This window comes from Streptomyces sp. NPDC091287, assembly GCF_044768525.1.
Classification (GTDB): Bacteria; Actinomycetota; Actinomycetes; order Streptomycetales; family Streptomycetaceae; genus Streptomyces.
On the sequence record NZ_JBIVUV010000013.1, the window covers coordinates 72341 to 98022 of the forward strand.

22 protein-coding genes are annotated in these 25682 nt (G+C 71.3%); 13 read left to right on the forward strand and 9 right to left on the reverse strand.

The features are described 5' to 3' along the window. The first annotated feature begins 52 nt into the window (after window positions 1-52). Window positions 53-1393 (forward strand): FxsC protein, encoded by a 1341-nt coding sequence (gene fsxC / locus ACIQRW_RS22570; RefSeq protein ID WP_403763148.1) that lies wholly within the window; start codon window positions 53-55, stop codon window positions 1391-1393. Further along, complete coding sequence (fxsT, locus tag ACIQRW_RS22575; protein WP_403763150.1) at window positions 1390-5325, forward strand: FxSxx-COOH system tetratricopeptide repeat protein; 3936 nt, start codon at window positions 1390-1392, stop codon at window positions 5323-5325. The genes fsxC and fxsT overlap by 4 nt, the downstream gene beginning before the upstream one ends. Window positions 5326-5343: 18 nt before the next feature. On the opposite strand, the gene ACIQRW_RS22580 is transcribed toward fxsT, so the two are convergent. Continuing rightward, a complete protein-coding gene (locus ACIQRW_RS22580; protein WP_403763152.1) occupies window positions 5344-6255 on the reverse strand; it encodes an alpha/beta fold hydrolase in 912 nt (303 codons plus the stop codon). Window positions 6256-6588: 333 nt separating this feature from the next. Here ACIQRW_RS22580 and ACIQRW_RS22585 point away from each other — a divergent pair, with 333 nt between their 5' ends. After that, on the forward strand, window positions 6589-7767 hold the full coding sequence (locus tag ACIQRW_RS22585; protein ID WP_403763155.1) for an alpha-lytic protease prodomain-containing protein: 1179 nt from the start codon (window positions 6589-6591) through the stop codon (window positions 7765-7767). Window positions 7768-7868: 101 nt separating this feature from the next. Here the strand turns inward: ACIQRW_RS22585 and ACIQRW_RS22590 are convergent, their stop codons facing one another. Both ACIQRW_RS22590 and ACIQRW_RS22595 read right to left on the reverse strand, forming a co-directional pair. After that, window positions 7869-8366 (reverse strand): phospholipase, encoded by a 498-nt coding sequence (locus tag ACIQRW_RS22590; protein WP_403763158.1) that lies wholly within the window; start codon window positions 8364-8366, stop codon window positions 7869-7871. 180 nt (window positions 8367-8546) lie between these two features. Then, window positions 8547-9596 (reverse strand): DUF3533 domain-containing protein, encoded by a 1050-nt coding sequence (locus ACIQRW_RS22595; protein WP_403763161.1) that lies wholly within the window; start codon window positions 9594-9596, stop codon window positions 8547-8549. 166 nt (window positions 9597-9762) lie between these two features. Here ACIQRW_RS22595 and ACIQRW_RS22600 point away from each other — a divergent pair, with 166 nt between their 5' ends. From ACIQRW_RS22600 to ACIQRW_RS22610, 3 genes are all read left to right on the forward strand, one after another. Continuing rightward, window positions 9763-10116: a helix-turn-helix domain-containing protein gene (locus ACIQRW_RS22600; protein ID WP_051114629.1), complete on the forward strand. Its 354-nt coding sequence runs from the start codon at window positions 9763-9765 to the stop codon at window positions 10114-10116. Window positions 10117-10324: 208 nt separating this feature from the next. Continuing rightward, window positions 10325-11926, forward strand: coding sequence for an MFS transporter (locus ACIQRW_RS22605; RefSeq protein WP_403763164.1), 1602 nt, complete (start codon window positions 10325-10327; stop codon window positions 11924-11926). 228 nt (window positions 11927-12154) lie between these two features. Then, the gene (locus ACIQRW_RS22610; protein ID WP_403763167.1) at window positions 12155-13048 is read left to right on the forward strand and encodes an esterase/lipase family protein; all 894 of its coding nucleotides are present in this window, start codon (window positions 12155-12157) and stop codon (window positions 13046-13048) included. Window positions 13049-13176: 128 nt separating this feature from the next. Here the strand turns inward: ACIQRW_RS22610 and ACIQRW_RS22615 are convergent, their stop codons facing one another. Both ACIQRW_RS22615 and ACIQRW_RS22620 read right to left on the reverse strand, forming a co-directional pair. Continuing rightward, window positions 13177-14214: a lytic polysaccharide monooxygenase gene (locus ACIQRW_RS22615; protein WP_403763170.1), complete on the reverse strand. Its 1038-nt coding sequence runs from the start codon at window positions 14212-14214 to the stop codon at window positions 13177-13179. A gap of 161 nt (window positions 14215-14375) precedes the next feature. Further along, window positions 14376-15053, reverse strand: a complete 678-nt coding sequence (locus ACIQRW_RS22620; RefSeq protein ID WP_403763608.1) for a response regulator — start codon at window positions 15051-15053, stop codon at window positions 14376-14378. Between the two features lie 125 nt (window positions 15054-15178). Between ACIQRW_RS22620 and ACIQRW_RS22625 the strand changes: the two genes are divergently transcribed. Genes ACIQRW_RS22625 through ACIQRW_RS22640 form a run of 4 tightly spaced genes read left to right on the forward strand, consistent with a single transcriptional unit; the run spans window position 15179 to window position 19804 of the window. Next, complete coding sequence (locus ACIQRW_RS22625; protein WP_403763173.1) at window positions 15179-16162, forward strand: Bug family tripartite tricarboxylate transporter substrate binding protein; 984 nt, start codon at window positions 15179-15181, stop codon at window positions 16160-16162. Then, the gene (locus ACIQRW_RS22630) at window positions 16159-16764 is read left to right on the forward strand and encodes a tripartite tricarboxylate transporter TctB family protein (RefSeq protein WP_403763176.1); all 606 of its coding nucleotides are present in this window, start codon (window positions 16159-16161) and stop codon (window positions 16762-16764) included. The genes ACIQRW_RS22625 and ACIQRW_RS22630 overlap by 4 nt, the downstream gene beginning before the upstream one ends. Window positions 16765-16767: 3 nt before the next feature. Next, complete coding sequence (locus ACIQRW_RS22635) at window positions 16768-18297, forward strand: tripartite tricarboxylate transporter permease (RefSeq protein ID WP_403763179.1); 1530 nt, start codon at window positions 16768-16770, stop codon at window positions 18295-18297. A gap of 13 nt (window positions 18298-18310) precedes the next feature. Continuing rightward, entirely contained in the window at window positions 18311-19804 is a 1494-nt protein-coding gene (locus ACIQRW_RS22640; RefSeq protein ID WP_403763182.1) for a trifunctional class I SAM-dependent methyltransferase/NUDIX hydrolase/VOC family protein, read from the forward strand. A 42-nt stretch (window positions 19805-19846) separates the two neighbouring features. Here the strand turns inward: ACIQRW_RS22640 and ACIQRW_RS22645 are convergent, their stop codons facing one another. Both ACIQRW_RS22645 and ACIQRW_RS22650 read right to left on the reverse strand, forming a co-directional pair. Then, window positions 19847-20356: a DUF402 domain-containing protein gene (locus ACIQRW_RS22645; RefSeq protein ID WP_403763185.1), complete on the reverse strand. Its 510-nt coding sequence runs from the start codon at window positions 20354-20356 to the stop codon at window positions 19847-19849. After that, window positions 20340-21257 (reverse strand): GNAT family N-acetyltransferase, encoded by a 918-nt coding sequence (locus tag ACIQRW_RS22650; protein ID WP_403763188.1) that lies wholly within the window; start codon window positions 21255-21257, stop codon window positions 20340-20342. The genes ACIQRW_RS22645 and ACIQRW_RS22650 overlap by 17 nt, the downstream gene beginning before the upstream one ends. 70 nt (window positions 21258-21327) lie before the next feature. Here ACIQRW_RS22650 and ACIQRW_RS22655 point away from each other — a divergent pair, with 70 nt between their 5' ends. Continuing rightward, window positions 21328-21702 (forward strand): GntR family transcriptional regulator, encoded by a 375-nt coding sequence (locus ACIQRW_RS22655; RefSeq protein ID WP_215106112.1) that lies wholly within the window; start codon window positions 21328-21330, stop codon window positions 21700-21702. A 35-nt stretch (window positions 21703-21737) separates the two neighbouring features. Here the strand turns inward: ACIQRW_RS22655 and ACIQRW_RS22660 are convergent, their stop codons facing one another. After that, window positions 21738-22832: a DUF5925 domain-containing protein gene (locus ACIQRW_RS22660; protein WP_403763192.1), complete on the reverse strand. Its 1095-nt coding sequence runs from the start codon at window positions 22830-22832 to the stop codon at window positions 21738-21740. 235 nt (window positions 22833-23067) lie between these two features. Here ACIQRW_RS22660 and ACIQRW_RS22665 point away from each other — a divergent pair, with 235 nt between their 5' ends. After that, the gene (locus ACIQRW_RS22665; protein WP_403763195.1) at window positions 23068-23871 is read left to right on the forward strand and encodes an SGNH/GDSL hydrolase family protein; all 804 of its coding nucleotides are present in this window, start codon (window positions 23068-23070) and stop codon (window positions 23869-23871) included. A 266-nt stretch (window positions 23872-24137) separates the two neighbouring features. Next, window positions 24138-24401 (forward strand): hypothetical protein, encoded by a 264-nt coding sequence (locus ACIQRW_RS22670; protein ID WP_003970092.1) that lies wholly within the window; start codon window positions 24138-24140, stop codon window positions 24399-24401. Window positions 24402-24445: 44 nt separating this feature from the next. On the opposite strand, the gene ACIQRW_RS22675 is transcribed toward ACIQRW_RS22670, so the two are convergent. Then, complete coding sequence (locus ACIQRW_RS22675) at window positions 24446-25642, reverse strand: CaiB/BaiF CoA transferase family protein (RefSeq protein WP_403763198.1); 1197 nt, start codon at window positions 25640-25642, stop codon at window positions 24446-24448. Window positions 25643-25682: the final 40 nt, after the last annotated feature.

Consider the following 25682-nt stretch of genomic DNA (forward strand, 5'->3'; position numbering starts at 1 on the left):
GCGGTCCGCTCCGGAATGATGAGTTCGCTTCCACTCCCTTCCTCCTTCCGGGATGCGAGTGCTCACACAGGACGGGGGTCGTGTGCACGCATCGACGCAACAGCGAGCGGTGGGCCATCGGCCGTATTTCTTTCTGAGTTACGCCCACACGCCGGGGTACGGCGGCGGAACGGACCCCGATATGTGGGTCGAACGGCTTTTCCAGGACCTCTGCGGCCATGTGATGGCCATGACCGACTTACCCGCGGGCGCGCCCGCGGGCTTCATGGACCGGGAGATACGTTCCGGAGAGGGCTGGTCGGAACGGCTCGGCGACGTCCTCGCCACCTGCCGGGTCTTCGTCCCGCTGTTCTCGCCGCGCTACTTCGCCAGCGAGATGTGCGGCAAGGAGTGGTACGCCTTCGAACAGCGCGCCATCCACCACCGCGCCCGCTCCAACCAGCCCGCCGAGGCCATCGTCCCGGCACTCTGGGTACCGGTGCCGCCGAGCCAACTACCCGGCTCCGCCGAGCGGTTGCAGTTCAACCACCGTGATTTCGGGGAACGGTACGTCAGCGACGGTCTGTACGGCCTGATCAAGCTCAGACTCTTCGCCGAGGAATACGAACGGGCCGTCTACGAACTGGCCAAACGCATCGTGAGCGTCGCCGACTCGGTCCGCATCGACACCGGCCGGCCCGTCGACTACCGCCTCGCGCCCAGCGCCTTCGGCTCCCCCAGCAGCGGAGTCGGCGCCCCCCGGCCGATGCAGATCACCATCGCGGCGCCCACCCGCCACGATCTGCCCGAGGGCCGCAACAGCGACCACTACGGCGACCACCCCCAGGACTGGAACCCCTACTACCCGGCCGCCGCGCGCCCGCTGGCCTATGTGGCGGAGGAACTGGTCCGCTCCCTCAACTACCAGGCCGTCATCACCTCGTTCGACGAGGACCGGCACGACGGCAAGACCCCGCCCAGCACCCCCGAGATCCTGCTCGTCGACCGCTGGGCCCTCCGGGACGAGGACCACCGCCGCAGGCTCGCCGCCTTCGACGCCGAGAACCGGCCCTGGGTGACCATGGTCGTGCCGTGGAGCCGTGACGACCACCAGAGCAGAGCGGCGGAGAGCGAGCTCACCGAGACGCTCGAAGCGACCATGCCGATCAAGATGGGCCAGGGCCGGGCCCTGTGCCGGGCCGCTGCGAAAGGAGTGCCCACCATGGAGGCCTTCGGTCAACTCCTGCCCCAGGTGGTCGAGGTGGCCGCCCAGCAGTACCTCAAGCACGCCAAGGCCTACCCTCCCGGATCCGGCGGCGGCTCCGGTGAGCGGACCCGGCTCACCGGCCCCATGGGCAGTACGAGTTACATCCCCGACCCGCACGACCCTGCGACGGAAGCGGAGGACCTATGAGTGCCGGTCGTGACGGGCGCATCGTCACCTTCTACTCGTACAAGGGCGGTACCGGGCGCACCATGGCGCTCGCCAACACCGCCTGGATCCTCGCGGCCAACGGCAAGCGGGTGCTGGCCGTCGACTGGGACCTGGAGGCCCCCGGGCTGCACCGGTTCTTCCACCCCTTCCTCGACCCGGCCACGCTCGGCGCCACCACCGGCGTGATCGACCTGATCACCGAGTACGCGTGGGCCGCGACCAGCCCCGCCCAGCGCCCCCAGGACTGGCACCGCGACTACGCCCGCATCCAGCCGCACGCCGTGTCGCTGACCCCGGAGTCGCTCGGCTGGGAGTTCCCGCAGGGCGGGACGCTCGACTTCGTCTCCGCCGGACGGCAGAACCGCGAATACTCCGCGACCGTCTCCACCTTCGACTGGGACAACTTCTACGACCGGTTCGGCGGCGGCCACTTCTTCGACGCGCTGCGCGACGACATGAAGGCCAACTACGACTACGTCCTCATCGACAGCCGAACCGGCCTCAGCGACATCGCCGACATCTGCACCGTCCACCTCCCGGACGTGCTCGTCGACTGCTTCACCCTCAGCGACCAGTCCATCGACGGCGCGGCCTCCGTCGCCCGTCAGATCGCCGAGCGCAACACCGGCCGCCCCATCGCCCTCTACCCCGTCCCGATGCGCATCGACGAGGGCGAGAAGGAGAAGGCGGACGCCGGGCGGGCGCTGGCCCGGCTCAAGTTCGACCGGCTGCCGCGCGACCTGTCCGGCGACGAACTCACCGCCTACTGGGGCGCGGTGGAGATTCCCTACCGGCCCTACTACGCCTACGAGGAGACGCTCGCCACCTTCGGTGACGAGGCCGGGCTCACCAACTCGCTGCTCTCCGCCTTCGAACGGCTCGTCGCGGTCATCACCGACCGGGAGATCACCTCGATGCCCCCGATCGGCGAGGAGGTCCGCCTGCGGATCCGCGACGCCTTCACCCGGCGCAGGCCCGCCCTGCCCGCCGATCTCTTCCTCAGCTATGTGGCGGAGAACCGGATGTGGGCCGACTGGCTCGAATCGATCCTCACCCGGGCCGGCTTCCGGGTGGTTCCGCGCGACGTCTCCGCCGAACGCTCCCCCGACGACCCCGCCGACACCACCGCGGAGAGCACCGCCCGCACCGTCGTGCTGCTCTCCAGCGCCTACCTGAAGTCCCCCCGCGCGGTCGAGCTGTGGGAGCGGACCGCCGCGGAGGCCGTCGGCAGCGGCCGCCGCCGACTGGTCCCCCTGCGGGTCGGGGACGTACGCCTGAGCGCCCCGTACATCGACCGCAACCCCGTCGACCTCTTCCGGCTGGACGAGGTGCACGCCACCACCGCCGTGATGCGGGCCCTGGACCGCCCGGTGCAGGTGGCGGACGGGGTCTCGCCCGGGCCCCGTTTCCCCGGCACCGTGCCGAGGATCTGGAACGCGCCGCCCCGCAACCCCGGCTTCACCGGCCGCTCGCTCGTCCTGGAGCGGATGCGCGACCAGCTCGGCGGCGGCCTGGCCGTCGTCCTGCCGCAGCCGCAGACCCTGTACGGACTCGGCGGCGTCGGCAAGACCCAGGTGGCCCTGGAGTACGTGCACCGCTTCATGGCCGACTACGACCTGGTGTGGTGGATATCGTCCGAGCAGACCGACGACGTGGTCGCCTCGCTCGCCGAGCTCGCCGTCCGGCTCGGCGCCCAGGGCGGCGACGACATGGCCGCCGCCTCCCAGGAGGCCGTCGACCTGCTGCGGCGCGGCGTGCCCTCGGACCGCTGGCTGCTGGTCTTCGACAACGCGGACGACCCCGAGCAGCTGCGCCGCTACTTCCCGCAGGGCGGCTCCGGCCACATCCTGGTGACCTCCCGCAACCAGAGCTGGTCCCAGCACGGGGACGCGCTGCCCGTGGACGTCTTCCTGCGCGAGGAGTCGATCGAGCACCTTCAGCGCCGGGCGCCGGGGCTGAGCGACGAGGACGCCGACCAGGTGGCGACCGCCGTGGGTGACCTGCCGCTCGCCGTGGAGCAGGCGGCCGCCTGGATCGCGGAGACCGCCACTCCCATCGACGCCTATCTCGAACAGCTCGCCCAGCAGGCTCCCCAGGTCCTCGGGCTCAACCAGCCGGCCGGCTACCCGGAACCGGTCGCCGCGACCTGGAACATCTCCATCGCCCGGCTCAAGGAGCGCTCGCCCGCCGCCGTGCGGCTGCTCCAGCTCTGCGCCTTCTTCGCCCCGGAACCGATCTCCGCGAATCTCCTCTACAGCAGGGAGATGATCGACGCCCTGAAGCCGTACGACTCCTCCCTCCAGGAGAAGCTGGTGCTGGGCCGGGTCATCCGGGAGATCGGCCGGTTCGCCCTCGCCAAGGTCGACCAGGTCTCCAACTCCATCCAGGTCCACCGCCTCGTCCAGGCCGTGATCAAGGCGCAGCTCAGCGAGGAGGAGCAGCGCGAGGCCCGGCACGTCGTCCACCGCATCCTGGCCGGCGCCCGGCCCGACGACGACGAGCCGATCGACAACCCGGACACCTGGCCGCGCTTCGCGACGATCTGGCCGCACCTCGGCCCCTCCGACGCCCGCAACTGCAAGGAGCCGGAGACCCGCAGGCTCCTGATCGACCGGGTCCGCTACCTCTGGAAGCGCGGTGACATCAGGACCGCGGGGGCGCTGGGCGACGAACTGCGTGACATCTGGCGGGAGAAGCTGGGCGTCAGCGATCTGCAGTACCTCTACCTCTGCTTCCACCTCTCCAACATCCTGCGCACCCGCGGTCGTTACGTGGAGGCGAAGGAACTGGACGAGATCACCCTGGAACGGCAGCGGGCGGTGCTGGGACCCGAGCACCCGCACACGTACATGACCACCAGCAGCCTGGCCATCGACCTCGGTCTGCTGGGGGACTACGCCCGGGCGATCGAGATGGCGACCGAGGCCCACGAGGGGTTCGGGCAGATCTTCCACGACTCCCACCCCCGGACCCTGGCCGCCGCCAACAACCTGGCCCTGAACCTGCGCAGCGTCGGCCAGTACGCCCGCGCCCGGGAGATCGACCAGGACGTCTACGACCTACGCTCCCAGGTGCTGGGACCGAAGCACCCCTACAGCCTGTCCTCCGCCATGAACCTCGCCCGTGACCTGCGGGAGGTCGGACGGTACGAGGACTCGGTGGGGCTGCTCAGCACCACGTACAACAGCCTCAAGGAGACGATGGGCCGCAGCTTCCCCACCACGCTGAGCGCCGCGAAGAGCCTCGCGGTGTCGTTGCGCAGGGCGGGCCGGCTGGAGGACGCCCGCCGCCTCACGGTGGCGACCCGCGCCCGCTACCGGGCGAAGTACACCATCGCCAACCCCGATTCGCTGGCCTGCGACCTCAACCTCGCCGCGGACCTGTTCGCGGCGGGCGAGAGCGCCGAGGCGAGGGACGCGGCGCAGGAGGTCGTCGACCAGTTCATGAAGGTGCCGGGGGAGAAGCACCCGTACACCCTGGCGGCGCAGAACAACCTCGGCGTCTATCTGACGGGGGCCGGGGAGCCGGAAGCGGCGGAGCGGGTGCTGAGGCTGGTCGTCGCCTCCATGCGGGAGACGTTCGGCCGGGAGCACCCGAACACCCTGTTCTGCGTGATGAACCTGGCCAGCGCGACGGCGGACCGGGGCGAGCTGGACATCGTGCTGGAGACCGAGCAGCGGCTGTCCGGGCAGCTGCGTGAGGCGCTCGGTTCGCACCATCCGGAGACCCTGGCCATGACCTCGAACATGGCGGTCACGCTCGACGCCATGGGGCGGGAGGACCAGGCCGTGCAGTTGCGGGCGGACCTCGTCCCCGAGCTGGCGCGCCAGCTCGGGGACGAGCATCCGCTGGTCCGGATCTCCCGCACCGACGAGCGGTTCAGGCGGGAACTGGAACCGATGTCGGTGTGACCGTCCGGCCGGGAGGGCTCACCCTCCCGGCACGACGGCCCGCACGGTCCCGTCCGGGGTCTCCCGCTCGTCCAGCAGCCAGTCGAGGACGCGGGGGAGCATGGGGAACGCGTCGAAGTGGGCCGCCTTCGGTTCGAGTACGGCGGTGGCGCCCGGTATCTGCCCGGCCAGCCAGCGGGAGTGGCCGACCGGGGAGAAGACGTCCTTCACCCCGTGCCAGAGGAGCACCTTGCCGGTGATCCGGCCGGGATCGAACCCCCAGGGGCTGCAGAACGCGATGGCGTCGTCGATCCAGCCGTACGCCGAGGTGCGCAGCCCCTCGCTGTAGTTGCGCAGCAGCATGGAGCGGATCCCCGCGTCGTTGACCACCACCCGGTCGGAGTCGGTCAGCTCCCGGCGCAGGTCGTCCAGGAGCCTGACCGGGTCCCGGCGGATCTGCGCCGAGCGCATGATGAAGGACTCCGCCAGGCTCTCCGGGTCGTCGGCCGCCGTGGAGTACGCGAGCACATTGGACGCGGTCATCCCGTCGAACCAGTCGAGACCGGCCGCGTCCGGGGGCGCGAGACTGACCAGAGCCGCGGTCCGGGTGATCCGTTCCGGCATCAGCGCCGCGCAGGCCAGCGCGTGCGGGGCCCCGCCGGAGCGGCCCACCACGGCGAATCGCTTCAGACCCAAGCAGTCGGCGATGGCCCGGACGTCCTCGACGACGTCCTTGATCCGGCGGCCCTCGTGCCGGTCGCTGCCGCCGTATCCCGGGCGGTCGTAGGTGATCAGCTGCGTATGGCGCTGATACAGCACCATGCCGCGGGGAGCGGGCCCGAGCCTGCTGCCCGGAGTGCCGTGAAGGAGGAAGACCGGTCTACCCCGTGGGTCGCCCATCCGCTCCACCATCAGATGCCGCCCGTCCGCCGCGAGCACCCGATTGCGCACCCGTTCCTCCTCCGCTCGGTCACCAGGCCGGCCCGGGCACGGTGTGCCCGGCGTGTGCTGCCCTGTCGATGATGACCCATCAGAGGCGTTACCGGGACTGTTGGGCGACAGGAACTGTGAAGGTACGGGGAGGCTCCCGGCGGACGATTTCCGTCGGCATCCGGACGGGTCGGCACACCATCCGGACCGGCACCGGCGAATACCGGACAGGACTAGGGCTGTCAACGGTTGCACCGAGTGTTCGCGATCGGAACCGACGTGGCACGACCCGGGGTAGGTGAACGCCCCGCGTGCGAAGCGTCGCTGTCGTGTGCACGTCTGGAAGTCGACCTTGTGTGCGTTTCGCCGCGTCGGAATAGTGGGCGCCCCATCCTCCGTGTACGGGCACCCCACTTGCTCCGTGCACGGCCCCACAGGAGGTCCAAGTTGAAGCATCGACGCATATCCAGGAAGCGCGCGACACTGGCCGGCTCGGCCGTCGTCGCCCTGGTCGCAGCGGGATTCACGTTCCAGACTGCGAACGCCAGTGACGATGTGCCGGCGTTCGCGGCCAAGACCCTCAGTGCGGACGCGGCCGGAAAACTGGCCACCGCCCTGGACCGTGACCTGGGCGCGGACGCGGCAGGCTCGTACTACGACACCACGGCGAAGACCCTCGTCGTGAACGTCGTCGACGAGGCCGGCGCCGAGCAGGTCCGCCAGGCGGGCGGCAAGGCCAGAATCGTGGAGAACTCCCTCGCCGAGCTGAAGTCGGCACGGGGGACCCTCACCGAGAAGGCGACGATCCCGGGCACCTCCTGGGCGGTCGACCCGGTGAGCAACAAGGTGCTCGTCACCGCCGACAGCACGGTCGACGGCGCGGCCTGGAAGAAGCTCTCGGCCGTGGTCGAGGGTCTCGGCGGCACGGCCGAACTCAACAGGACAGCGGGCGAGTTCACGCCGCTGATCGCGGGCGGCGACGCGATCTGGGGCTCCGGCTCCCGCTGCTCGCTCGGCTTCAACGTCGTCAAGGGCGGCGAGCCGTACTTCCTCACCGCCGGCCACTGCACCGAGTCGGTCACCAGCTGGTCGGACACCCAGGGCGGCTCGGAGATCGGGGCGAACGAGGGCTCCAGCTTCCCGGAGAACGACTACGGCCTGGTCAAGTACACCTCGGACACCGCGCACCCGAGCGAGGTGAACCTCTATGACGGCTCGACCCAGGCGATCACGCAGGCGGGCGACGCGACGGTCGGCCAGGCGGTCACCCGCAGCGGCTCCACCACCCAGGTGCACGACGGTGAGGTCACCGCGCTGGACGCCACGGTCAACTACGGCAACGGCGACATCGTCAACGGCCTCATCCAGACGACGGTCTGCGCCGAGCCCGGCGACAGCGGCGGCGCCCTCTTCGCGGGCGACACCGCGCTCGGTCTGACCTCGGGCGGCAGCGGCGACTGCTCCTCGGGCGGCACGACCTTCTTCCAGCCGGTACCGGAGGCGCTGGCCGCCTACGGCGCCGAGATCGGCTGACGTTCCACCGCGTCACGGCAACACGGAGAGGCCCCCGGCGTACCGGGGGCCTCTCCCCTGTGCGGTGCGGGGTGGAGCGGGTGCCGTGGGCGGCCCGGAGGTCAGGCGGCCTTGGGCAGATTGTCGGAGTCCGCCTTGGCCGGGGAGACGCCGAAGACGCTCACGGCCTGGTAGTAGGTCCAGGCGGTGCCGTTGCACGAGGTCCGTGTCGCGCCCGAGTAGCCGGCGCACACGCGCTTGAGGTCCTCGTAGAAGGCGGAGTCGACGCGGGCCTTGTTGGCGGGGAAGATCCCGGCGGCCTTGTGGTTCCGGTAACCGAAGTCGTGGCGGGCGCAGGAGTTCTGGAAGGGGAAGCCGAACGGGTTGTCGGGGGAACTGCTGCAGTAGTCGGTCGACCAGTCGAAGCCGTACGCGGACCAGGCGCCCTGGTTGTTGCGGGCGGCGTTCCAGGCGTTGTAGCTGGAGGCGCTGGTCTGGGTCCAGGAGCTGAGCACCTGGGGTTTGTCGGCGGGGGCGGCCGCGGCGGAGGCGGCGGTGATCAGGCTGAGCGGGAGCGACAGGGCGACCGCGGCGAGCGGAACCGTGAATCGACGACGCATGAGCGACCTCCGTGGGGGTGAAAGGAGTGGTCCTGGCCGTGCTCCTCGTCGGGTGGTACGAGGCCGCTCCAGCATGTCGCCATGTACCTGTCATGACTAGGCGTCGCGCTGACCGGACATCAAGAATTGGCGCGCACGTCAGATGGGGCCGCCCGGCAGGGCGGCCCCACGGGCGGATCGTCAGGAACTGTCGGCGGCCGTGGACGTGGACCTGGCCACGCCGTCCGCCGGATCCGCCGCCGGCCGGTGACGCATCGACAGCAGCAGGGTCAGCGCCGTGCCGACGACCGCCCAGGCCGAGAGCACCAGCAGGGGCCCGGTGACCGCGTTGCCCCGGAAGTAGGCGATCGAACGGGCCACCCAGGTGCCCGCGCCCGGAGGGAGGGCCGGGCCGATCGCCCGCCAGAAGTCCGGGAGCATCGGGAGCGGGAAGGCTCCGCCCGCGCTCGGGTTGCCGGCGATGACGATGATCAGGACGGCCAGGCCGATGCCGACGATGCCGGTGAGGGCCTGCAGCGCGAGCGTGGTCATGCCGACCGCGAAGACGACCAGCGCGCCCAGGCCGGACAGCCCCCAGAAGCTGCCCGGCAGCGCGCCGAGGACCGGGCCGATGATGATCGCGCCGCCGATGCCGCCCGCGATCGCGTACAGCGCCATGGCCCCCGTCCGGATCACCGCGCGCTGCTGGTTGGCGGGCTTGGAGCCCGCGCTGATCGCCAGGATCGAGGCGCAGAGATAGCCGCCCACACACCAGCCGACCACCAGGTAGAAGGACGAGAGCCCGTCGAAGTCGTCGGGCGAGGCCGGGGCCACGTCCACGGTCCGTACGGTCCGCCGCTGGGATGCCTCGACCTGGGTGAGGATCTGCTCCAGAGCGCCGGACAGCACGGTCCCGCCGCCGGAGGCGACCAGCAGGGTGTCGGTCCGGCCCTCCGGTGAGACGATCAGGGCGCCGTCGATGTCGCGGTTCATGATCTGCTCGCGTGCCTCGGCGGCGCTGCTCACCGTACGCGGGTCGAGCGGTCCGCCGGGGAGCCCGTCCAGCCGGTCGACGAGCTGCTGGGACATCTGCTGCGGGGCCACCACCCCGAACGCGACATCCGTCGGCTTGGGCTTGTGCAGCGCTCCGACGTAGGAGGCGATGAACAGCAGTTGCAGTCCGAGTACACCGATGACGAGCAGGGCGGCCCGTGGGGTGACGGCGTTCTTCACCTCGTCGACGAAAGTCATGCCCCCACGGTCCGGGTGGGGCGGCGTCCTCGCAGGCGGGGCGCGGCCGAACGGCTTAGCGCCGGGGGCGGGCGGGCGCCAGGCTTTCCTTTCGTAAGGGCATGTCCTGCGGTAAGTTCCAGCCGTGGACGTGAGCTCTGAGGTCAAGAATGAGAAGGCCGTCGCGATGAGCGACGCATTCACGGCGGACTGCCCGGCCCGCACGGTGCTGAATCACGTCAGCAGCCGATGGGGCGTGCTGATTCTGGCCGCGTTGCAGGAGGGGCCGATGCGCTTCTACGTGCTGCGCGACAGGATCGGCGGCATCAGCGAGAAGATGCTGTCCCAGAATCTGCGGGTGTTCGTGCGGGACGGACTGATCGCCCGTGAGGTCGAAGCCACGGTGCCGCCCCAGGTGACCTACTCGCTCACCCCCCTGGGGCGGGAGCTGGCGGTCACGCTGGGCGGCCTGGTCGAGTGGATCACGCATCGGATCGGAGATGTCCTCGCCGCGCGCGAGCGCCACGACGACGTGAAGTGAACCCGCTCTGTCCGTCGGCGCCCCGTTCCCTGTGGAGCGGGGCGCCTTTCCCTGTCGAGCGGCTCCTCGAATGTTTCCCCCGGCCGGCGGCCCGGCCTGCGCGCTATCGGACCGGTCCGGTCCCGACCAGCAGGTAAGCCCTTACCAATCGAAAGCTCAAAACCTAGGGTAAGCCCGACGGGCCGAGTGGCCCGGAAGGGAGAACTCGGTGGATACGGAAACCGCGCCGCGCGCCGGGGTGCGCGAGTGGATCGGGCTGGCGGCCCTGGCGCTGCCCGCGATGCTCGTGATCATGGATATGAGCGTGCTCCATCTGGCGCTGCCGACGCTGAGCCGGGATCTGGAGCCTTCCGGGGCGCAGCTGCTCTGGATCACCGATGTCTACGGGTTCGTCATCGCCGGCGCGATGATCACCATGGGTACGCTCGGCGACCGCATCGGCCGTCGCCGGATGCTGATGATCGGGGCCGTGGCCTTCGGCTTCGCCTCGGTGCTCGCCGCCTACGCGCCCACCGCGGAGACGCTGATCGTGGCCCGCGCCCTCCTCGGCCTTGCCGGTGCGGTACTGGGCCCGTCGACGCTGTCGCTGATCAGCGCCATGTTCCACGACGCCAAGCAGCGCGGTTTCGCCATCACGGTGTGGATGACGAGCTTCATGCTGGGCGGCGCGGTCGGCCCGCTGGTCGGCGGTGTGCTGCTGGAGGCGTTCTGGTGGGGTTCGGTCTTTCTCGTGGCCGTGCCTGTCATGGTGTTCCTGCTGGTGGCGGGCCCGTTGGTGCTCCCGGAGGTCCGTAATCCGCATGCCGGCCGACTTGACCTGACCAGCGCCGCGATGTCGTCGGCCGCCATTCTGCTGGTGGTCCTCGGCGTGAAGGAGTTCGCCGGGGAGGGCGTCACCTGGCTGTCGTCGCTGTCCCTGGTGGCCGGTCTCGTGATCGGCGCCCTCTTCGTCGTGCGGCAGCGCCGGCTCACCGAACCGCTGCTCGACATGAGGCTCTTCGCGAACCGCGGCTTCAGCGTCTCCCTCGGAACGCTGACCCTGACCGTGGTGTTCATGCTGGGCGGTCAGTTCCTCATCGCCCAGTACATCCAGATGGTGGTGGGCATGGAGCCGCTGGAGTCGGCGGTGTGGAGCCTGCCGATGGTCATCAGCGGAACCCTCGCGATGTTCGTCGCCCAGGGCGTGGCGGCCCAGGTGGGCAAGGCGTACGTTTTTGGCGCCGGTCTCACGATCGCCGCCATCGGCTTCACCGTGCTCTCCCAGGTGGACAGCGGTTCCGGGATCGGAACCGTCGTCACAGCGGCGTCGCTGCTGTTCGCCGGTCTGATGCCGGTCTCGTCCCTCGGGATCGGGATGATCGTCGACGCCGCACCGCCCGAACAGGCGGGCTCGGCCGCCGCGGTGGGGGAGACGACCCAGGAGCTGGGCGGCGCCCTCGGCATCGCGCTCCTCGGCAGCGTGCTGAACGTCGCGTACCACGGCGGGATGGCCGGCTCGGTGCCGGACGGCGTACCCGCCCCCGCCCGGGAGGCGGTCACCGACAACCTGCCCGCGGCCCTGGAGGTCGCCGGCCGACTGCCCGCGGAGGCAGGATCCCAACTCGTCACCGCGGCAAGGGACTCCTTCGCCCAGGGCCTCGCCTGGATCGCGATGGGAGCCGTCCCGGTCATGCTCGCACTGGCCGTCACGGCCACGTTGCTGCTCCGGAACGTGGGGCGTGCCGACGGGGGCGCGGATCGGGAAGGGGCGGTGGGCGAAACGGGTGAGGCCGGCAAGTCGACGTCCACGGCGGGGTCGGCGGCTTCCTGACCTGACTGCCCACCACCGGCCGGCCGCGCGTCACCCGTCGAGGGGGGCGGGTGGCCGGCCGAGTCGGTGGCCGAGAACGAGCACCCCCGCCGCGCCAGTTTTTACCGACGCGTAACTTCCCTCGCCACCTTACTCGTGCGTAATTTGGCATGAGCACATAAAGCTTGTGGTCCGGGCCACAGGGCGCACCGCCATCGCACCTCCCTTGAGCCGCAAGGAGACCCCACGATGCTGCCCTGGATCCGTGCTGCGCGCGTTCCCCGCACGCGCAGTCTGTTCGCCGCCCTGCTCCTCGCCCTCACCGTTCTCGTCGCCCCCACCGCGACCGCGACCGCGGCGACCCCGGCCGCCGCCGAGGCCACTTCGCGTGGCTGGAACGACTACTCCTGCAAGCCCTCCGCCGCCCATCCCCGCCCCGTCGTCCTGGTCCACGGAACCTTCGGGAACTCGATCGACAACTGGCTGGTCCTCGCCCCCTACCTGGTCAACCGGGGTTACTGCGTCTTCTCCCTCGACTACGGCCAGCTCCCCGGCGTGCCGTTCTTCCACGGCCTCGGCCCCATCGACAAGTCCGCCGAACAGCTCGACGTGTTCGTCGACAAGGTCCTCGACGCCACCGGAGCCCCGAAGGCCGACCTCGTCGGCCACTCGCAGGGCGGCATGATGCCGAACTACTACCTGAAGTTCCTCGGCGGCGCGGACAAGGTCAACGCGCTCGTCGGTATCGCCCCGGACAACCACGGCACCACGCTGCTCGGCCTCACCAAGCTGCTGCCGTTCTTCCCCGGCGTCGAGAAGTTCATCGGCGACAACACCCCCGGACTCGCCGACCAGATCGCGGGATCGCCCTTCATCACCAAGCTCACAGCGGGCGGTGACACCGTCCCCGGCGTCCGCTACACCGTCATCGCGACCAAGTACGACCAGGTCGTGACCCCGTACCGCACGCAGTACCTGGACGGGCCGAACGTACGCAACGTGCTGCTCCAGGACCTGTGCCCGCTCGACCTGTCCGAGCACGTGGCGATCGGGACCATCGACCGCATCGCCTTCCACGAGGTGGCCAACGCCCTCGACCCGGCACGCGCCACCCCGACCACCTGCGCCTCGGTCATCGGCTGACCCACCGCGCAACGACGGGCCGGGGCCCGGCGTCCGACGGTGCGGACGGCGGACCCCGGCCCGTCGATGTCCTGCCGCGCCCGACGTCCCGGAGGGACGCGGCAGGGGTATGAGGGGTGCTGCGGCGGTCAGCGGCTGTGGCGGCCCGCCGCGGTGGCGGCCCGTCGGCGCTGCGAGGCGAACAGTACGGCCGCACCGGCGGCGAGGACTCCCGCGCCCCCGATCGCCAGATACGTGCTGCTGCTGGAACCGCCCGTCTCGGCCAGCACCTCGTCGGAGCCCGCCGCGTTGACCTCCGGGGCGTTGCCCTCAGCCTTCTCCGCCGGGGCGGCCGGGGCGGCGGCGGTGGCCTTCGCCCCGGTGTTCGCGTCGTCGTCCCCGTGGCCGTTGTGCTCGACCGACGATTTCTCGGAACCCTCGGCGATGGCGTCCTCGGACGGCGCGGAGGGGGCCGCCGCCGGGGTCTCGGCGCCGGAGTCGTCGCCGGACCCCTGCTGCCCCTCCTCCTTCTCCGCCCCACCGCCGGCCGAAGCACCGCCGAACGTCACGTCGGAGCAGGCGTAGAACGCCTCGGGGGAGTCGGAGCGCTGCCAGACCGTGTAGACCAACTGCCGGCCCGAGCGCTCGGGGACCGTCCCGTCGAAGACGTACGAACCGTTCTCCAGCGCCGGGTCGGTGGCCGCGGCGAAGGGCTTCGCCTCCAGGTCCGACCAGGCCAGCGGCTTCGTGGGGTCGTAACCGGGCTTGGTGAGGTACAGCTCGAACGATCCCCGGTGCGGGGCCGTCGCGCGGAACCGGAAGGTGTGCTCGCCCGCCGACATCGCGGTGGCCGGCCAGTCGGCGCGCGGGAGGTCCAGTCCCTTGAACTTGTCGTTGGCCGCGCTGCACAGCTGGCCGTCCGGGATCAACTCGCGGTGCTTGCCAGCCGCGTTGGCGATGTTCACCCCGTTCCAGTCGTACAGCGCCTGCGTCCCGCCCGCCGCGACCGCCGCCCGGCACGCCGCCGACTTCGGGCTCTCGGGCCCCTCGGCGAAGCACGCGGACACCCGGCTCACCGGGTCGGTGAGCGAACCGTGCGCGACGGCCGGGGCGGAGGCCAGCCCGGCCAGTGCGAGCGGTGCGAAACCGAGGGCGAAAATGCCGGCGGCCTTGCGACGAGCGGTCATGGATGGATCTCCTTCGAGACGGCACAGCTGTGAGGGTGGCGCTCAGCAAGCTAGCCGCTCGGAAGGTCGAAAACGCCTGATGGGAGGGGGTGGTGACGATCCTTATGGTCCCTTTAAGGAAGGGTTAGGCGTGGGCTCAGGTAGCCCCGGCCCCCGCCGCCTCACCCCGTCCAGCGGTACCGCCGCTCCGGCCGCCCCGTGCCTCCGTAGCGCAGGGTCACCTCGGCCCGGCCCGTCGCGGTGAAGTGCTCCAGGTAGCGGCGCGCGCTCACCCGGGACAGTGCTCCCACCTCGGCGCACTCCGACGCGGACAGGCCCTCGGGGTGGTCGCGCAGGGTGCGTTCCACCAGGTCGGCCGTGGGGGCGGCCAAGCCCTTCGGCAGCTCGCGCGAGCCGGGCGGGCGGGTGCCGAAGATCTGGTCGACGTCCTCCTGGCGGGCCTCTCCCAGCCTGTCCAGGCGAGTGCGCAGCGAGGCGACGTGGCGCATCTGCTCCTGGAGCGCGGACCGGCTGAACGGCTTGATCAGATAGTGCAGGGCCCCCGCACGCAGCGCCGCCCGGATCACCCCCGCGTCCCGGGCGGCCGTGATGAACAGGGCGTCCGTGCTGGGGCGCGAGGTGTCCCGCTCCTCCGCCGCACGCAAGGCGCGCAGCACTCCGATCCCGTCCATATCGGGCAGATAGATGTCCAGCAGCACCAGATCGGGGCGCAGCCGCTCGGCCGCCCGCAAGGCGTCGGCACCGTTGTGTGCCACCCCGACGACCGCGAAGCCGTCCATAGCGGACACATAGCGACTGTGCAGCTTCGCGACCATGAAGTCGTCGTCCACCACCAGCACAGTTGTCACGCCGCCACGCTAGGCGGCGACCGCAATGACCACAACGTCCGTTGATACCGGAAGAGAGACAGCTTCTTAACGCGCAGGCAACATGTGGGCCACTTCACAGTTGAAAGGCGGAACCTGTGCGACTGCGCACTCTCCTCGCCCTCTTCGGGGCCGCGTTGCTGGTGGTGGTGGGGCCACCCCTGCTGTCCACCGGTGACGGTTCCGACACCGGCACCCAGATTCCCGGGCTCCGCTTCATGGTCCCCAACACTCCCGGCGGCGGTTACGACATCACCGCGCGCACCCTGGCCAAGAACGCCGAGGACGCCGGACTCACCCACAACATCGAGGTGTTCAACCTGCCGGGCGCCGGCGGAACGGTCGGCCTGACCCGGCTCGTCGGCGAACACGGCAACGGCAAGCTCGCACTCTCCATGGGACTCGGCGTCGTCGGAGCCGTCCACACCAACAAGTCCCCGAGCACGCTGGCCGACACCACCCCGATCGCCCGGCTCACCGAGGAGCCGGACATCGTCGTCGTCTCCAAGGACTCCCCGTACCGGACCATCGCCGACCTGCTCGCCGCCTGGAAGAAGGACCCGGCCGGCGTCCCGGTCGGCGGCGGTTCCTCGCCGGGCGGCCCGGACCACCTCGCCCCGATGCTGATGGCGCAGGCGGCCGGCATCGCCCCGAGGACGGTCAACTACATTCCGTTCGACGGCGGCGGCGAACTCCTCGCCTCGATCCTCGGCGACAAGGTCGGCTTCGGGGTCTCCGGTCTCGGCGAGTACCGCGACCAGATCGAGGCGGGCGAGCTGCGCCTGCTCGCCGTCACCGGTCCGAAGCGGGTGCCGGGCCTCGACGCGCCCACCCTGCGCGAAGCCGGCCTCGACACCGAGTTCACCAACTGGCGCGGCGTCGTCGCCCCGCCCGGCCTCTCGCCGGCCGAACGCGACAAGCTCACCGGCCTGATCCGCGAACTCCACGGCACGAAGCAGTGGCAGGAGTCGATGAAGAAGAACGGCTGGGACGACGCCCTCCTCATCGGCGAACCCTTCGGCGACTTCCTCGACGAGCAGAACCAGCGCGTCGCCACCGTTCTCAAGGAGCTGGGGCTGTGACCACCGGACCCACCGGACCCACCGGACCCACCGAAGCCACCGGACCCACCGAAACCCCTGCCTCCGCGGCGCAGTCGAGCGCCGAAGCGGCGCAGGAGGGGAACGCCACCCTCAGCTGGCTCCGCGAGCACTCCGAACTCGGCGTCTGCGTCCTGCTGTTCGCGCTCGGCGTGCTCGTTCTCACCGACGCCTTCACCATGAGCGTCGACATCGCCCAGCGCGGTCCCGTCGGCCCCCGGACGGTCCCCTTCGTCATCGGCGGTCTGTTCCTCCTCATCTCCGTCCTGCTCGCCGGCGACGTCCTGCGCGGCGGCCGGGGCGAGGCGGAGGGCGGCGAGGACGTCGATCTCGACGAACCTGCCGACTGGCGCACCGTCCTCCTGCTCACCGGGGTCTTCCTCGGCGCCGCCGTCCTGATCGGCCCCCTGGGCTTCCCGATCGCCGGGGCGCTGCTCTTCTGGGGCTCCGCCTACGCGCTCGGCAGCCGGCACCACGGCCGGGACCCGCTCATCGCGGCCGGCATCTCCCTCGCCACCTATTTCGTCTTCGACAACCTGATCGGTGTCCCCCTTCCGGGCGGCCCGCTGATGGGGGTGCTCTGACCGATGGATTCCCTCAACTCCCTCATCGACGGCTTCGGTACCGCGCTCACCCCGATGAACCTGCTGTGGGCCGCGATCGGCGTCCTGCTCGGCACCGCGATCGGCGTGCTCCCCGGCATCGGCCCGGCCATGGCCGTGGCGCTGCTGCTCCCGGTGACGTACGGACTCGACCCGACCGGCGCGTTCATCATGTTCGCCGGGATCTACTACGGAGCGATGTTCGGCGGCTCCACCACCTCGATCCTCCTCAACACCCCCGGGGAGAGCGCGGCCGTGGTCGCCGCGATCGAGGGCAATCCGATGGCGAAGGGCGGACGCGGCGCCCAGGCGCTCGCCGCCGCCGCGATCGGTCACTTCGCGGGCGGCATGATCGGCACGATCCTGCTGGTCGTCCTCGCCCCGACCGTCGCATCCCTAGCCATCGGCATCGGCGCCCCCGACTACTTCGCCATCATGGTGCTGGCCTTCATCGCCGTCACCTCCGTCCTCGGCGCCTCCCGCATCCGCGGCATCGCCTCGCTCCTCATCGGCCTCACCATCGGACTGGTCGGCCTCGACCAGATGACCGGCCAGCAGCGCCTGACGTTCGGCTCGCTCCAACTGGCCGACGGCGTCGACGTGGTGATCGTCGCGGTAGGTCTCTTCGCGATCGGCGAAGCGCTCTGGGTCGCCGCCCACCTGCGCCGCTCCACCGGAAAGCCGATCCCCGTCGGCAGACCGTGGCTCGGCCGCGCCGACCTGAAGCGCACCTGGAAGCCCTGGCTGCGCGGCCCCGTCATCGGCTTCCCCTTCGGGGCGATCCCGGCGGGCGGCGCGGAGATCCCCACCTTCCTCAGTTACGTCACCGAGAAGCGGCTCTCCAAGCACCGTGAGCAGTTCGGCAAGGGGGCCATCGAAGGCGTCGCCGGACCGGAGGCCGCGGCCTCCGCCTCCGCCGCCGGAACCCTCGTCTCGATGCTCACGCTCGGACTGCCCACCACCGCCGTCGCCGCCGTGATGCTGGCCGCCTTCCAGCAGTACGGGATCCAGCCCGGCCCCCTGCTGTTCGAACGCGAACCGGAGCTGGTCTGGGGCCTCATCGCCTCGCTCTTCGTCGGCATGGTGCTGCTGCTCGCCCTCAACCTGCCGCTCGCCCCCGTCTGGGCGAAGCTCCTGCGGATCCCGCGCCCCTACCTGTACGCGGGCATCCTCTTCTTCGCCGCCGTCGGCGCGTACGCGGTCGGCGGCGAATCCCTCGACCTGGTGATCCTCCTGATCATCGGGCTGATCGGGTTCGGGATGCGGCGCTACGGACTGCCGGTGCTGCCCGCCGTCATCGGGGTGATCCTCGGCCCGGCCGCCGAACAGCAGCTGCGCCGCGCGCTCCAGATCAGCGACGGGAGCGTGTCCGGCCTGGTCAACACCCCGTTCTCCGTCACGGTCTACGCGATCGTGGTGCTGATCGTGGCCTGGCCGCTGATCGGCCGGCTGATCGTCCGGCTGCGCCGTGGAGGGAAAACGGCAGAGGGGTCCCGCACGGTCGGTGGCGGCTGAGAGCATCGGCTCCATGACCACGATCGACTGGGACGCGGCCGCCGGATCCTTCGACGAGGAGCCCGACCACGGGCTCCTCGACCCCGCGGTGCGCGACGCCTGGGCCGGGCGGCTGGAGAGCTGGCTGCCCGGCACCCGCGCCGATGTGCTGGACCTGGGGTGCGGCACCGGCAGCCTCTCCCTCCTCGCCGCGGGCCAGGGCCACCGCGTCACCGCCGTCGACCGCTCGCCCCGCATGGCCGACCGGGCCCGCGCCAAGCTCGCGGGGACCGGCGCGGAGGTCCTCGTGGGGGACGCCGCCCGGCCCCCGGTCGGGGAGCGGGTGTTCGATGTCGTCGTGGCCCGGCACGTCGTCTGGCTGCTGCCCGACCCCGCGGTGGCCCTGGCGCACTGGTTCGGCCTGCTGAAGCCGGGCGGGCGGCTCGTTCTCGTCGAAGGGGTGTGGGGCGGCGCCGGCCTGTCCGCCACCGCGCTCACCGCCCTGCTCTCCGCCCACACCGAGCGCATCCACCACGAGGACCTGGCCCCCGACTCCCGGCTGTGGGGCAGACAGGTCGACGACGAGCGCTACGCGCTGGTCGCCCGCGCGATGCCACCGCACCGGCACACCGAGGTCGTCGACGTCCATCTGATCCTGCGTCGCGGCCGGGACGTCCTGCTGGCCCGCCGCTCCAACACGGGGTACGCGGACGGACTGCTCCACATGCCCTCCGGCCACGCGGAGGACGGCGAGGACGTCCGCGAGGCGATGATCCGGGAGGCCGCGGAGGAGATCGGCCTCGATCTGGAGCCCGAGGAGCTGAAGGTGGCCCTCGTGATGCAGCACCGGGGCCCCGGCGGCGGGGCGCGCATGGGCTGGTTCTTCGTCGCGGAGCACGACCCGGCACGTCCGCCGCGCAACGCGGAGCCGGAGAAGTGCTCCGAGCTGGACTGGTTCCCGCTGGCCGCCCTGCCGGACGACATGGTCGCGTACTGCCGTGCGGGCCTGGACGGTTACCGGGCGGGCGAGCACTTCATGATCCACTGGCACCGGGACGGTGAGCCGATCGCGTACGTTCCCGGCGGTGCCGGCCGTGCTGTCCCGCTGCCCGCCGCCGGGGAGGTCACCGGGCGGGTGCACCACATCGAGCTGTGGGTGGCGGACCTGGCGGTGGCGGAGCGCGGTTGGGGCTGGTTGCTGGGCCGGCTCGGCCATGTTCCGTACCAGCGCTGGGCCCACGGCCGCAGCTGGCGGCGCGGTGACACGTACGTCGTGGTGGAGCAGTCGCCCGACCTGGCCGCCGGCGGCCACGACCGCCGCCGCCCCGGCCTCAACCACCTGGCGTTCCACGTCGCGGACCGGGCCGCCCTCGACGCCCTGGTCGCCGAGGCCCCGGCGTACGGCTGGCGGCTGCTGTTCCCCGACCGCCATCCGTACGCGGGCGGCGAGGGGCATCACGCCGCCTATCTGGAGGACCCGGCGGGATACGAGGTGGAGCTCGTCGCCGACTCCCGGCCCCGCCCCTGAGCCGCCCGGCGGTCCGTACGAAACCCGCCCCGACAGGGCCGTTCAGCCGAGCAGGGCCGTCAGCCCCTCCGTCCGGGCCAGGCGTTCCAGGTCGTCCAGGGCTCGGACCGCCGCCCCGGCCGCCGCCGGATCGTGTCCGGCCAGACCGCTCTCCTCGAACTCGTCCTCGTCCAGCCGCAGGACCGAAGCGCCGTCGGCCGAGACCCACAGGTCCAGGTCCAGGTCCTCGACCGTCAGCACCCCGTCCGCGAGCACGGCGGGCCGGGTGATGTCGCAGTACCAGCCCTTGAGCCGGCCGTCGCCGGTGCGGACCTCCTTCACCGCGAACCACCGGTCCCGCCAGTAGTGCTCGGTGAGGACGTCGCCCGGTTCGAACCGGACGAAGCCGAAGTCCCGCACCCCGGGGGCGGCCCAGGGCGCCCGGACGGTGACGCGGACGCCGTCGTCCCGGACCAGCTCCGCCGGATATCTGATCTTGGTGCGGCCCGCCTTGGACAGGGCGACGACGAGGCCCCTCGTACGGCCCGCGCGCGCCTCAGAGGGTGCGGACATGGCGGACCTCCGTCGCGCAGACCTGGTAGCCGAACCACTGGTTGACGGCCAGCATCGGGCCGTTGCCGGTGTCGTTGGAGGTGTAGGCGTCCGTGTACCCGGCCGCCCGCGCCCGGTGCAGCGAGTCGTTCTTCGCGAGCTTCGCCAGGCCCCGCCCCCGGAACTCCCGCAGGGTGCCGGTCATGCCGCTCAGATACGTCCGCGCGCCGTCGGTGGTGGCCGCGCTGAACGCCGCCACCTTCCCGTCCACCAGCACCACCGAGGTGAGCCGCTGGTCGAAGGCCGGGTGCCGCCAGGTGGTCGTCAGCCAGTCCTCGTAGTCGTCCAGCTCGGAGGTGATGTCGCCCGGCTCGTCGGCCGTCACCTCGGCGTCCGCCTCGAACAGTGGCCGGGGATCGTCGGCGAAGTCGGAGCCGGGCCGCAGCTCGACGCCTGCCGGGAGCTCCTGACGCGGCGGCAGGGTCCCGCTCGCGAGGTCGAGACGCTGGAAGTGCGCGGAGCGGCTGGGCCGGTAGCCCCGTTTACGGGCGAACTCCAGGCTCTCCGGGTTGTCCAGGACCCATGCGTACAGGACCGTGGCCCCGGCCTCGGCCAGGTGTTCCTCCGCCGTGCGCAGCAGCAGCGATCCCGCACCGCGGTGGGTGCGGCCGGGCAGCGTCTGCGGCGTGAAGTACCCCTGCCCCGGTTCCGGGCTCTCGTGGGCGATGCCCGCCTGCGCCGTGGCGATGATCTCGCCGTCCTCCTCGGCGACCAGCAGCCGGTAGTGCCGGTCCGGATGGGCGTGGGCCAGATCGTGGACGACCTGTTCGGGGGTGGCCACCATCCAGGGGACGGAGGCCCGGCGGGCCTGGGTCCACGCCTCCGCGTCGGAAGGCCGGAAATCGCGCACGATCACAGTCATGCGGTGGACCGTATGCGCAGCCGCACCCCGAACGCCTCTCCTTTTTCCGTCGGTGGGGGAGAATCGGCCCGTGACTGACAAGATCGTCCTCGACCCGGACTCCGGCATCGCGCCGTACGAGCAACTGCGTACCCAGCTCTCCGAACTGGCCCGTTCCGGCGCGCTGCCCGTCGGCCACCGGCTCCCGACCGTACGCGGCTTCGCCGAGGAGCTGGGCCTCGCCGCCAACACCGTCGCCAAGGCCTACCGGGCCCTGGAGGCGGACGGGGTGATCGAGACCCGGGGACGCAACGGAACCTTCGTCGCGGCCGCCGGGGGAGCGGCCGAACAGCGGGCCGCCACCGCCGCGCGGCTGTACGCCGAGACCGCCGAGCGGCTCGGCCTCACCCGGCAGCAGGCCCTGGCGCTGGCCAAGGACGCGGTGCGCGCGGCGTACGGGGACTGAAGCGTCACCGGGCACCCGTGGCGGTCGGCCGGCTGTTACAGATACAGCCCCGCGTCCGACCCCGCGTCCTGCTTCGGCACCGACGCGGGGCCGATGCCACGGCGCAGCGCGTACAGCTCGGCGAGGGAGTTGCCCTCCCGGCTCACCCCTTCGTCCGTGCCCAGCCAGGCCACCGACTCCTGACGGGACAGCGGGCCGACCTCGATCCTGGCCAGACAGCGGCCGGGCCGTACGACCGCCGGGTGCAGCCGCTCCAGGTCCTCATTGGTGGTGACCCCCACCAGCACGTTGCGGCCCTGGCCCAGCAGACCGTCCGTCAGGTTCAGCAGCCGGGACAGGGCCTGGCCCGCCGTGTGCTTGGCCTCCCCGCGGATCAGCTCGTCGCAGTCCTCCAGGAGCAGCAGCCGCCACCGCCCCTTCGCCGAGCCGTCGTCCTCGCCGATCGCGATGTCCATGAGATAGCCGACGTCGTTGAAGAGCCGCTCGGGGTCCAGCACACAGTCGACCTGGCACCAGTCGCGCCAGGAACGGGCCAGGGTGCGCAGCGCGGACGTCTTGCCGGTGCCGGGCGGGCCGTGCAGCAGGAGGAGCCGGCCCGCGATGTCGTCCGGTGTCACCTTCATCAGCCGGCCCATCGCTTCGGCCACCGGCGTGGTGTAGTTGGGGCGGACCTCGTCCCAACTACCGGCGGTGATCCGACGGGTGGTGCGGTACGGGCCACGGCGCGGGGAGACGTACCAGAAGCCCATGGTCACGTTGTCGGGCTGGGGCTCCGGCTCGTCCTGCGCCCCCTCGGTGGCCTGGCCGAGGACCTTCACCGCCAGTTCGTCGCTGGTCGCGGTGACGGTGACGTCCGCGCCCCGGTTCCACCGGGACGCCAGCAGGGTCCAGCCCTCGCCCTCCGCGAGCGTCGCGCTGCGGTCGTCGTCGCGGGCGGCCCGCAGCACCGTGGCGTCCGGCGGCAGCAGCGTCGCCCCGGCCCTGACCCGGTCGAGGGAGGAACTGTGCGCGTAAGGCTGCTCGCCCGTCACGAAGCGGCCGAGGAAGAGCGCGTCGACGACGTCGGACGGTGAATCGCTGTCGTCGACGGTGAGTCGGATCGGCAGAGCGGATTCGGGGGAGTCAGGCATGGCGCCCATGATCCGGCACCGGTTGCCCCCGTGCACCCGGGTTTCGCAGGCTCGCGTGCCGGGCCGGTGGCGCGCCCGGAAACCGACGGGGCGACAGCGGGGCGTCAAGGAGCGCCCGTTGAACGACCGGGGGCGGACGGAAGTACACCACCCCTATTTTGGCATGAACACTTCCAGTGCGGTGCGTGTGCTGCTACTACGGAGTAGGCAGATACCCCCTGCTCAAGGAGGTCCCATGAAAATGTCCAGACTCGTGGCGTTCTCGTCCTCTCTCCTGCTCGGCGCCGCCCTCGCCCTCACCGGTGCCGGGGTCGCGAACGCCGACTCGTCCGCCGCGGCCGTCGACTACGTCGCCCTCGGCGACTCGTACTCCTCCGGCGTCGGAGCCGGCAGCTACGACGGCTCCAGCTGCAAGCGCAGCAGCCGCGCCTACCCCGCCCTCTGGGCGGCCGCCAACTCCCCCTCCTCGTTCGACTTCGCCGCCTGTTCAGGCGCCCGGACCGGAGACGTCACGGGCGGTCAGCTCGGCCGGCTGAACGCCTCGACCGACCTCGTCTCGATCTCCATCGGCGGCAACGACGCGGGCTTCGCCGACGTCATGACGACCTGTGTCCTGCAGTCCGAGGCCACCTGTCTCAGCCGGATCGCGACCGCCCGCGCCTACGTCGACTCCACGCTGCCCGGCAGGCTCGACTCCGTGTACACCGCCATCCGCTCCAAGGCCCCCGCCGCGCAGGTCGTCGTCCTCGGCTACCCCCGCTTCTACCAGCTCGGCGGCGGCTGCCTCGCCGGTCTGAGCGAGAAGGAGCGCTCCGCCATCAACGGGGCGTCCGACCACCTCAACACGGCCACCGCCAAGCGGGCGGCGGACCACGGCTTCACCTTCGGCGACGTCAGGACGACCTTCGCCGGGCACGAGATCTGCTCGGGCAACGCCTGGCTGCACAGCGTGAACTGGCTCAATATCGGCGAGTCCTACCACCCCACCGCCGCCGGACAGTCGGGCGGCTATCTTCCCGTCCTCAACTCCGCTCTCTGACCGGAGGCCCGGCGCTTCCGACCGGAGCGCTCCGCCCCCGCCGTCCCCCACGCGGCCTGCGCGTGGGGGGTGGCGGGGCGATCGCTCCGAACCGTGCGAACCGCTCGAACTGTCCGAAGTCGCCCTGGAATCGCGCGGATTCGGTAACGAGGCGTCAACCTCCGTATGTGTGTGCGTAATCCTGTGGCCGGGATACACGGGTGTCACTGAGGGACGATAGGGTTAACCTGCCCGGACCGGGTGCCCTTGTACGGGTGGGGAGTGACATGGAACAGATAACGGTGCGAAGCAGGCCGCGTGTGCCTGCCATCACATGCGGGAGCGGTGCGACCAGTACGCGCCTCGACCGCCATCTCGCGGTGCTCGGCGGCCCCGTCGTCCCGCAGCGTGAGTCGGCGGAAGCGACTCTGCTCATGCGTGAGCTGACCTCGCGTGATGCCGCGCACACCCGCAGGAGCAGGAGCGCGCGCGTGTCGCTCTTCGCCCCGCTGCGGCGACTGCGGCGCTCGCTCTTCGGCAGCCGCCGCTGACCCACGGCATCGCCCGTCGGGACCGGCCCACCGCTCGGGACGGTTCAGACGATCACTCCGTCCCGGCGCAGCACCGATGTCTGCTCGTCCGTCATCCCCAGGGCTCGCAGCAGCACATCGGTGTGTTCACCCAGCGCCGGTACGGCACCCATCCGTGCCTCCTCGCTCCCCGGCAGCGTGATCGGCGGCAACAGCGCCCGCAACGGCCCCACCGGTGTCCCCACCTCCCGCCACCGGTCCCGTGCCGCGAGCTGCGGATGCGCCGCGACATCGGCCACCGTGTTCAGCCGGGCACAGGCGATGCCCGCCGCCTCAAGGCCGGCAAGCGCCTCCCGCCCCGTCAGGCCCGCCAGCGCCCGGCCCACCGCCTCGTCGGTCCGCTCCCGGTTCGCGGTACGCGCCGCGTTCGTCGCGAAGTCCGGATCGTCGGCCAACTCGGGCCGCCCGAGCACCTGTTCCGCAAGCCGCCGCCACTCCCGGTCGTTCTGCACGGAGAGCAGCACCTGCTCCCCGTCGGCCGTCGCGTAGGCGTCGTACGGGGCGATCACCGAGTGCGCGAGACCGGTGCGCGCCGGGGGAGCGGAGCCGTGCGTCCCCTGGTGCAGCGGGTGGCCCATCCACTCGGCCAGCGCGTCCAGCATGGAGACCTCCACCGGACCGCCCCGCCCGGTGGTCGCCCGCCGCAGCAGCGCCGCGAGCACCCCGGAGAACGCGTACATCGCCGCCGCGATGTCCGCCGCCGGAATGCCCGCCTTGACCGGCTGCTCGGCCGTTCCCGTCACCGAGACCAGTCCGGCCTCGCACTGCACGAGCATGTCGTAGGCCCGCTTGTGCGCGTACGGTCCGTCGGCGCCGTAACCGGAGATGTCGACCGCCACCAGACGCGGGTGCGCCGCGCAGAGCGAGGCGGCGTCGAGGCCGAGCCTGGCCGCCGCCCCCTGGGCCAGGTTCTGCACGAACACATCGGCCCCGGCGACGAGTTCACGGACCACCGCGAGGCCGCGCGGATCCTTCAGGTCGACGGCGAGGGACTCCTTGCCGCGGTTGCACCAGACGAAGTGCGAGGCGAGACCGCGCGCCGCCGTGTCGTAGCCGCGCGCGAAGTCGCCGCCGTCCGGGCGCTCCACCTTGATGACCCTGGCTCCGAGGTCGGCGAGCTGCCGCGTGGCGAAGGGGGCGGCGACCGCCTGCTCGACGGCCACCACGGTGATGCCGTCGAGGGGGAGTGGCAATGTGTTCATGCCCCCGTGCTTACCCCCTGACCGGCGCTTCTGCCACCTC

Excerpts from the sequence above, each read along its gene's own strand:
- fsxC (WP_403763148.1), top strand. The coding sequence starts at position 53 with ATGCGAGTGCTCACACAGGACGGGGGTCGTGTGCACGCATCGACGCAA.
- fxsT (WP_403763150.1), top strand. The coding sequence starts at position 1,390 with ATGAGTGCCGGTCGTGACGGGCGCATCGTCACCTTCTACTCGTACAAG.
- ACIQRW_RS22590 (WP_403763158.1), bottom strand. The coding sequence starts at position 8,366 with ATGCGTCGTCGATTCACGGTTCCGCTCGCCGCGGTCGCCCTGTCGCTC.
- ACIQRW_RS22595 (WP_403763161.1), bottom strand. The coding sequence starts at position 9,596 with ATGACTTTCGTCGACGAGGTGAAGAACGCCGTCACCCCACGGGCCGCC.
- ACIQRW_RS22600 (WP_051114629.1), top strand. The coding sequence starts at position 9,763 with ATGAGCGACGCATTCACGGCGGACTGCCCGGCCCGCACGGTGCTGAAT.
- ACIQRW_RS22610 (WP_403763167.1), top strand. The coding sequence starts at position 12,155 with ATGCTGCCCTGGATCCGTGCTGCGCGCGTTCCCCGCACGCGCAGTCTG.
- ACIQRW_RS22615 (WP_403763170.1), bottom strand. The coding sequence starts at position 14,214 with ATGACCGCTCGTCGCAAGGCCGCCGGCATTTTCGCCCTCGGTTTCGCA.
- ACIQRW_RS22635 (WP_403763179.1), top strand. The coding sequence starts at position 16,768 with ATGGATTCCCTCAACTCCCTCATCGACGGCTTCGGTACCGCGCTCACC.
- ACIQRW_RS22640 (WP_403763182.1), top strand. The coding sequence starts at position 18,311 with ATGACCACGATCGACTGGGACGCGGCCGCCGGATCCTTCGACGAGGAG.
- ACIQRW_RS22645 (WP_403763185.1), bottom strand. The coding sequence starts at position 20,356 with ATGTCCGCACCCTCTGAGGCGCGCGCGGGCCGTACGAGGGGCCTCGTC.
- ACIQRW_RS22650 (WP_403763188.1), bottom strand. The coding sequence starts at position 21,257 with ATGACTGTGATCGTGCGCGATTTCCGGCCTTCCGACGCGGAGGCGTGG.
- ACIQRW_RS22660 (WP_403763192.1), bottom strand. The coding sequence starts at position 22,832 with ATGCCTGACTCCCCCGAATCCGCTCTGCCGATCCGACTCACCGTCGAC.
- ACIQRW_RS22665 (WP_403763195.1), top strand. The coding sequence starts at position 23,068 with ATGAAAATGTCCAGACTCGTGGCGTTCTCGTCCTCTCTCCTGCTCGGC.
- ACIQRW_RS22670 (WP_003970092.1), top strand. The coding sequence starts at position 24,138 with ATGGAACAGATAACGGTGCGAAGCAGGCCGCGTGTGCCTGCCATCACA.
- ACIQRW_RS22675 (WP_403763198.1), bottom strand. The coding sequence starts at position 25,642 with ATGAACACATTGCCACTCCCCCTCGACGGCATCACCGTGGTGGCCGTC.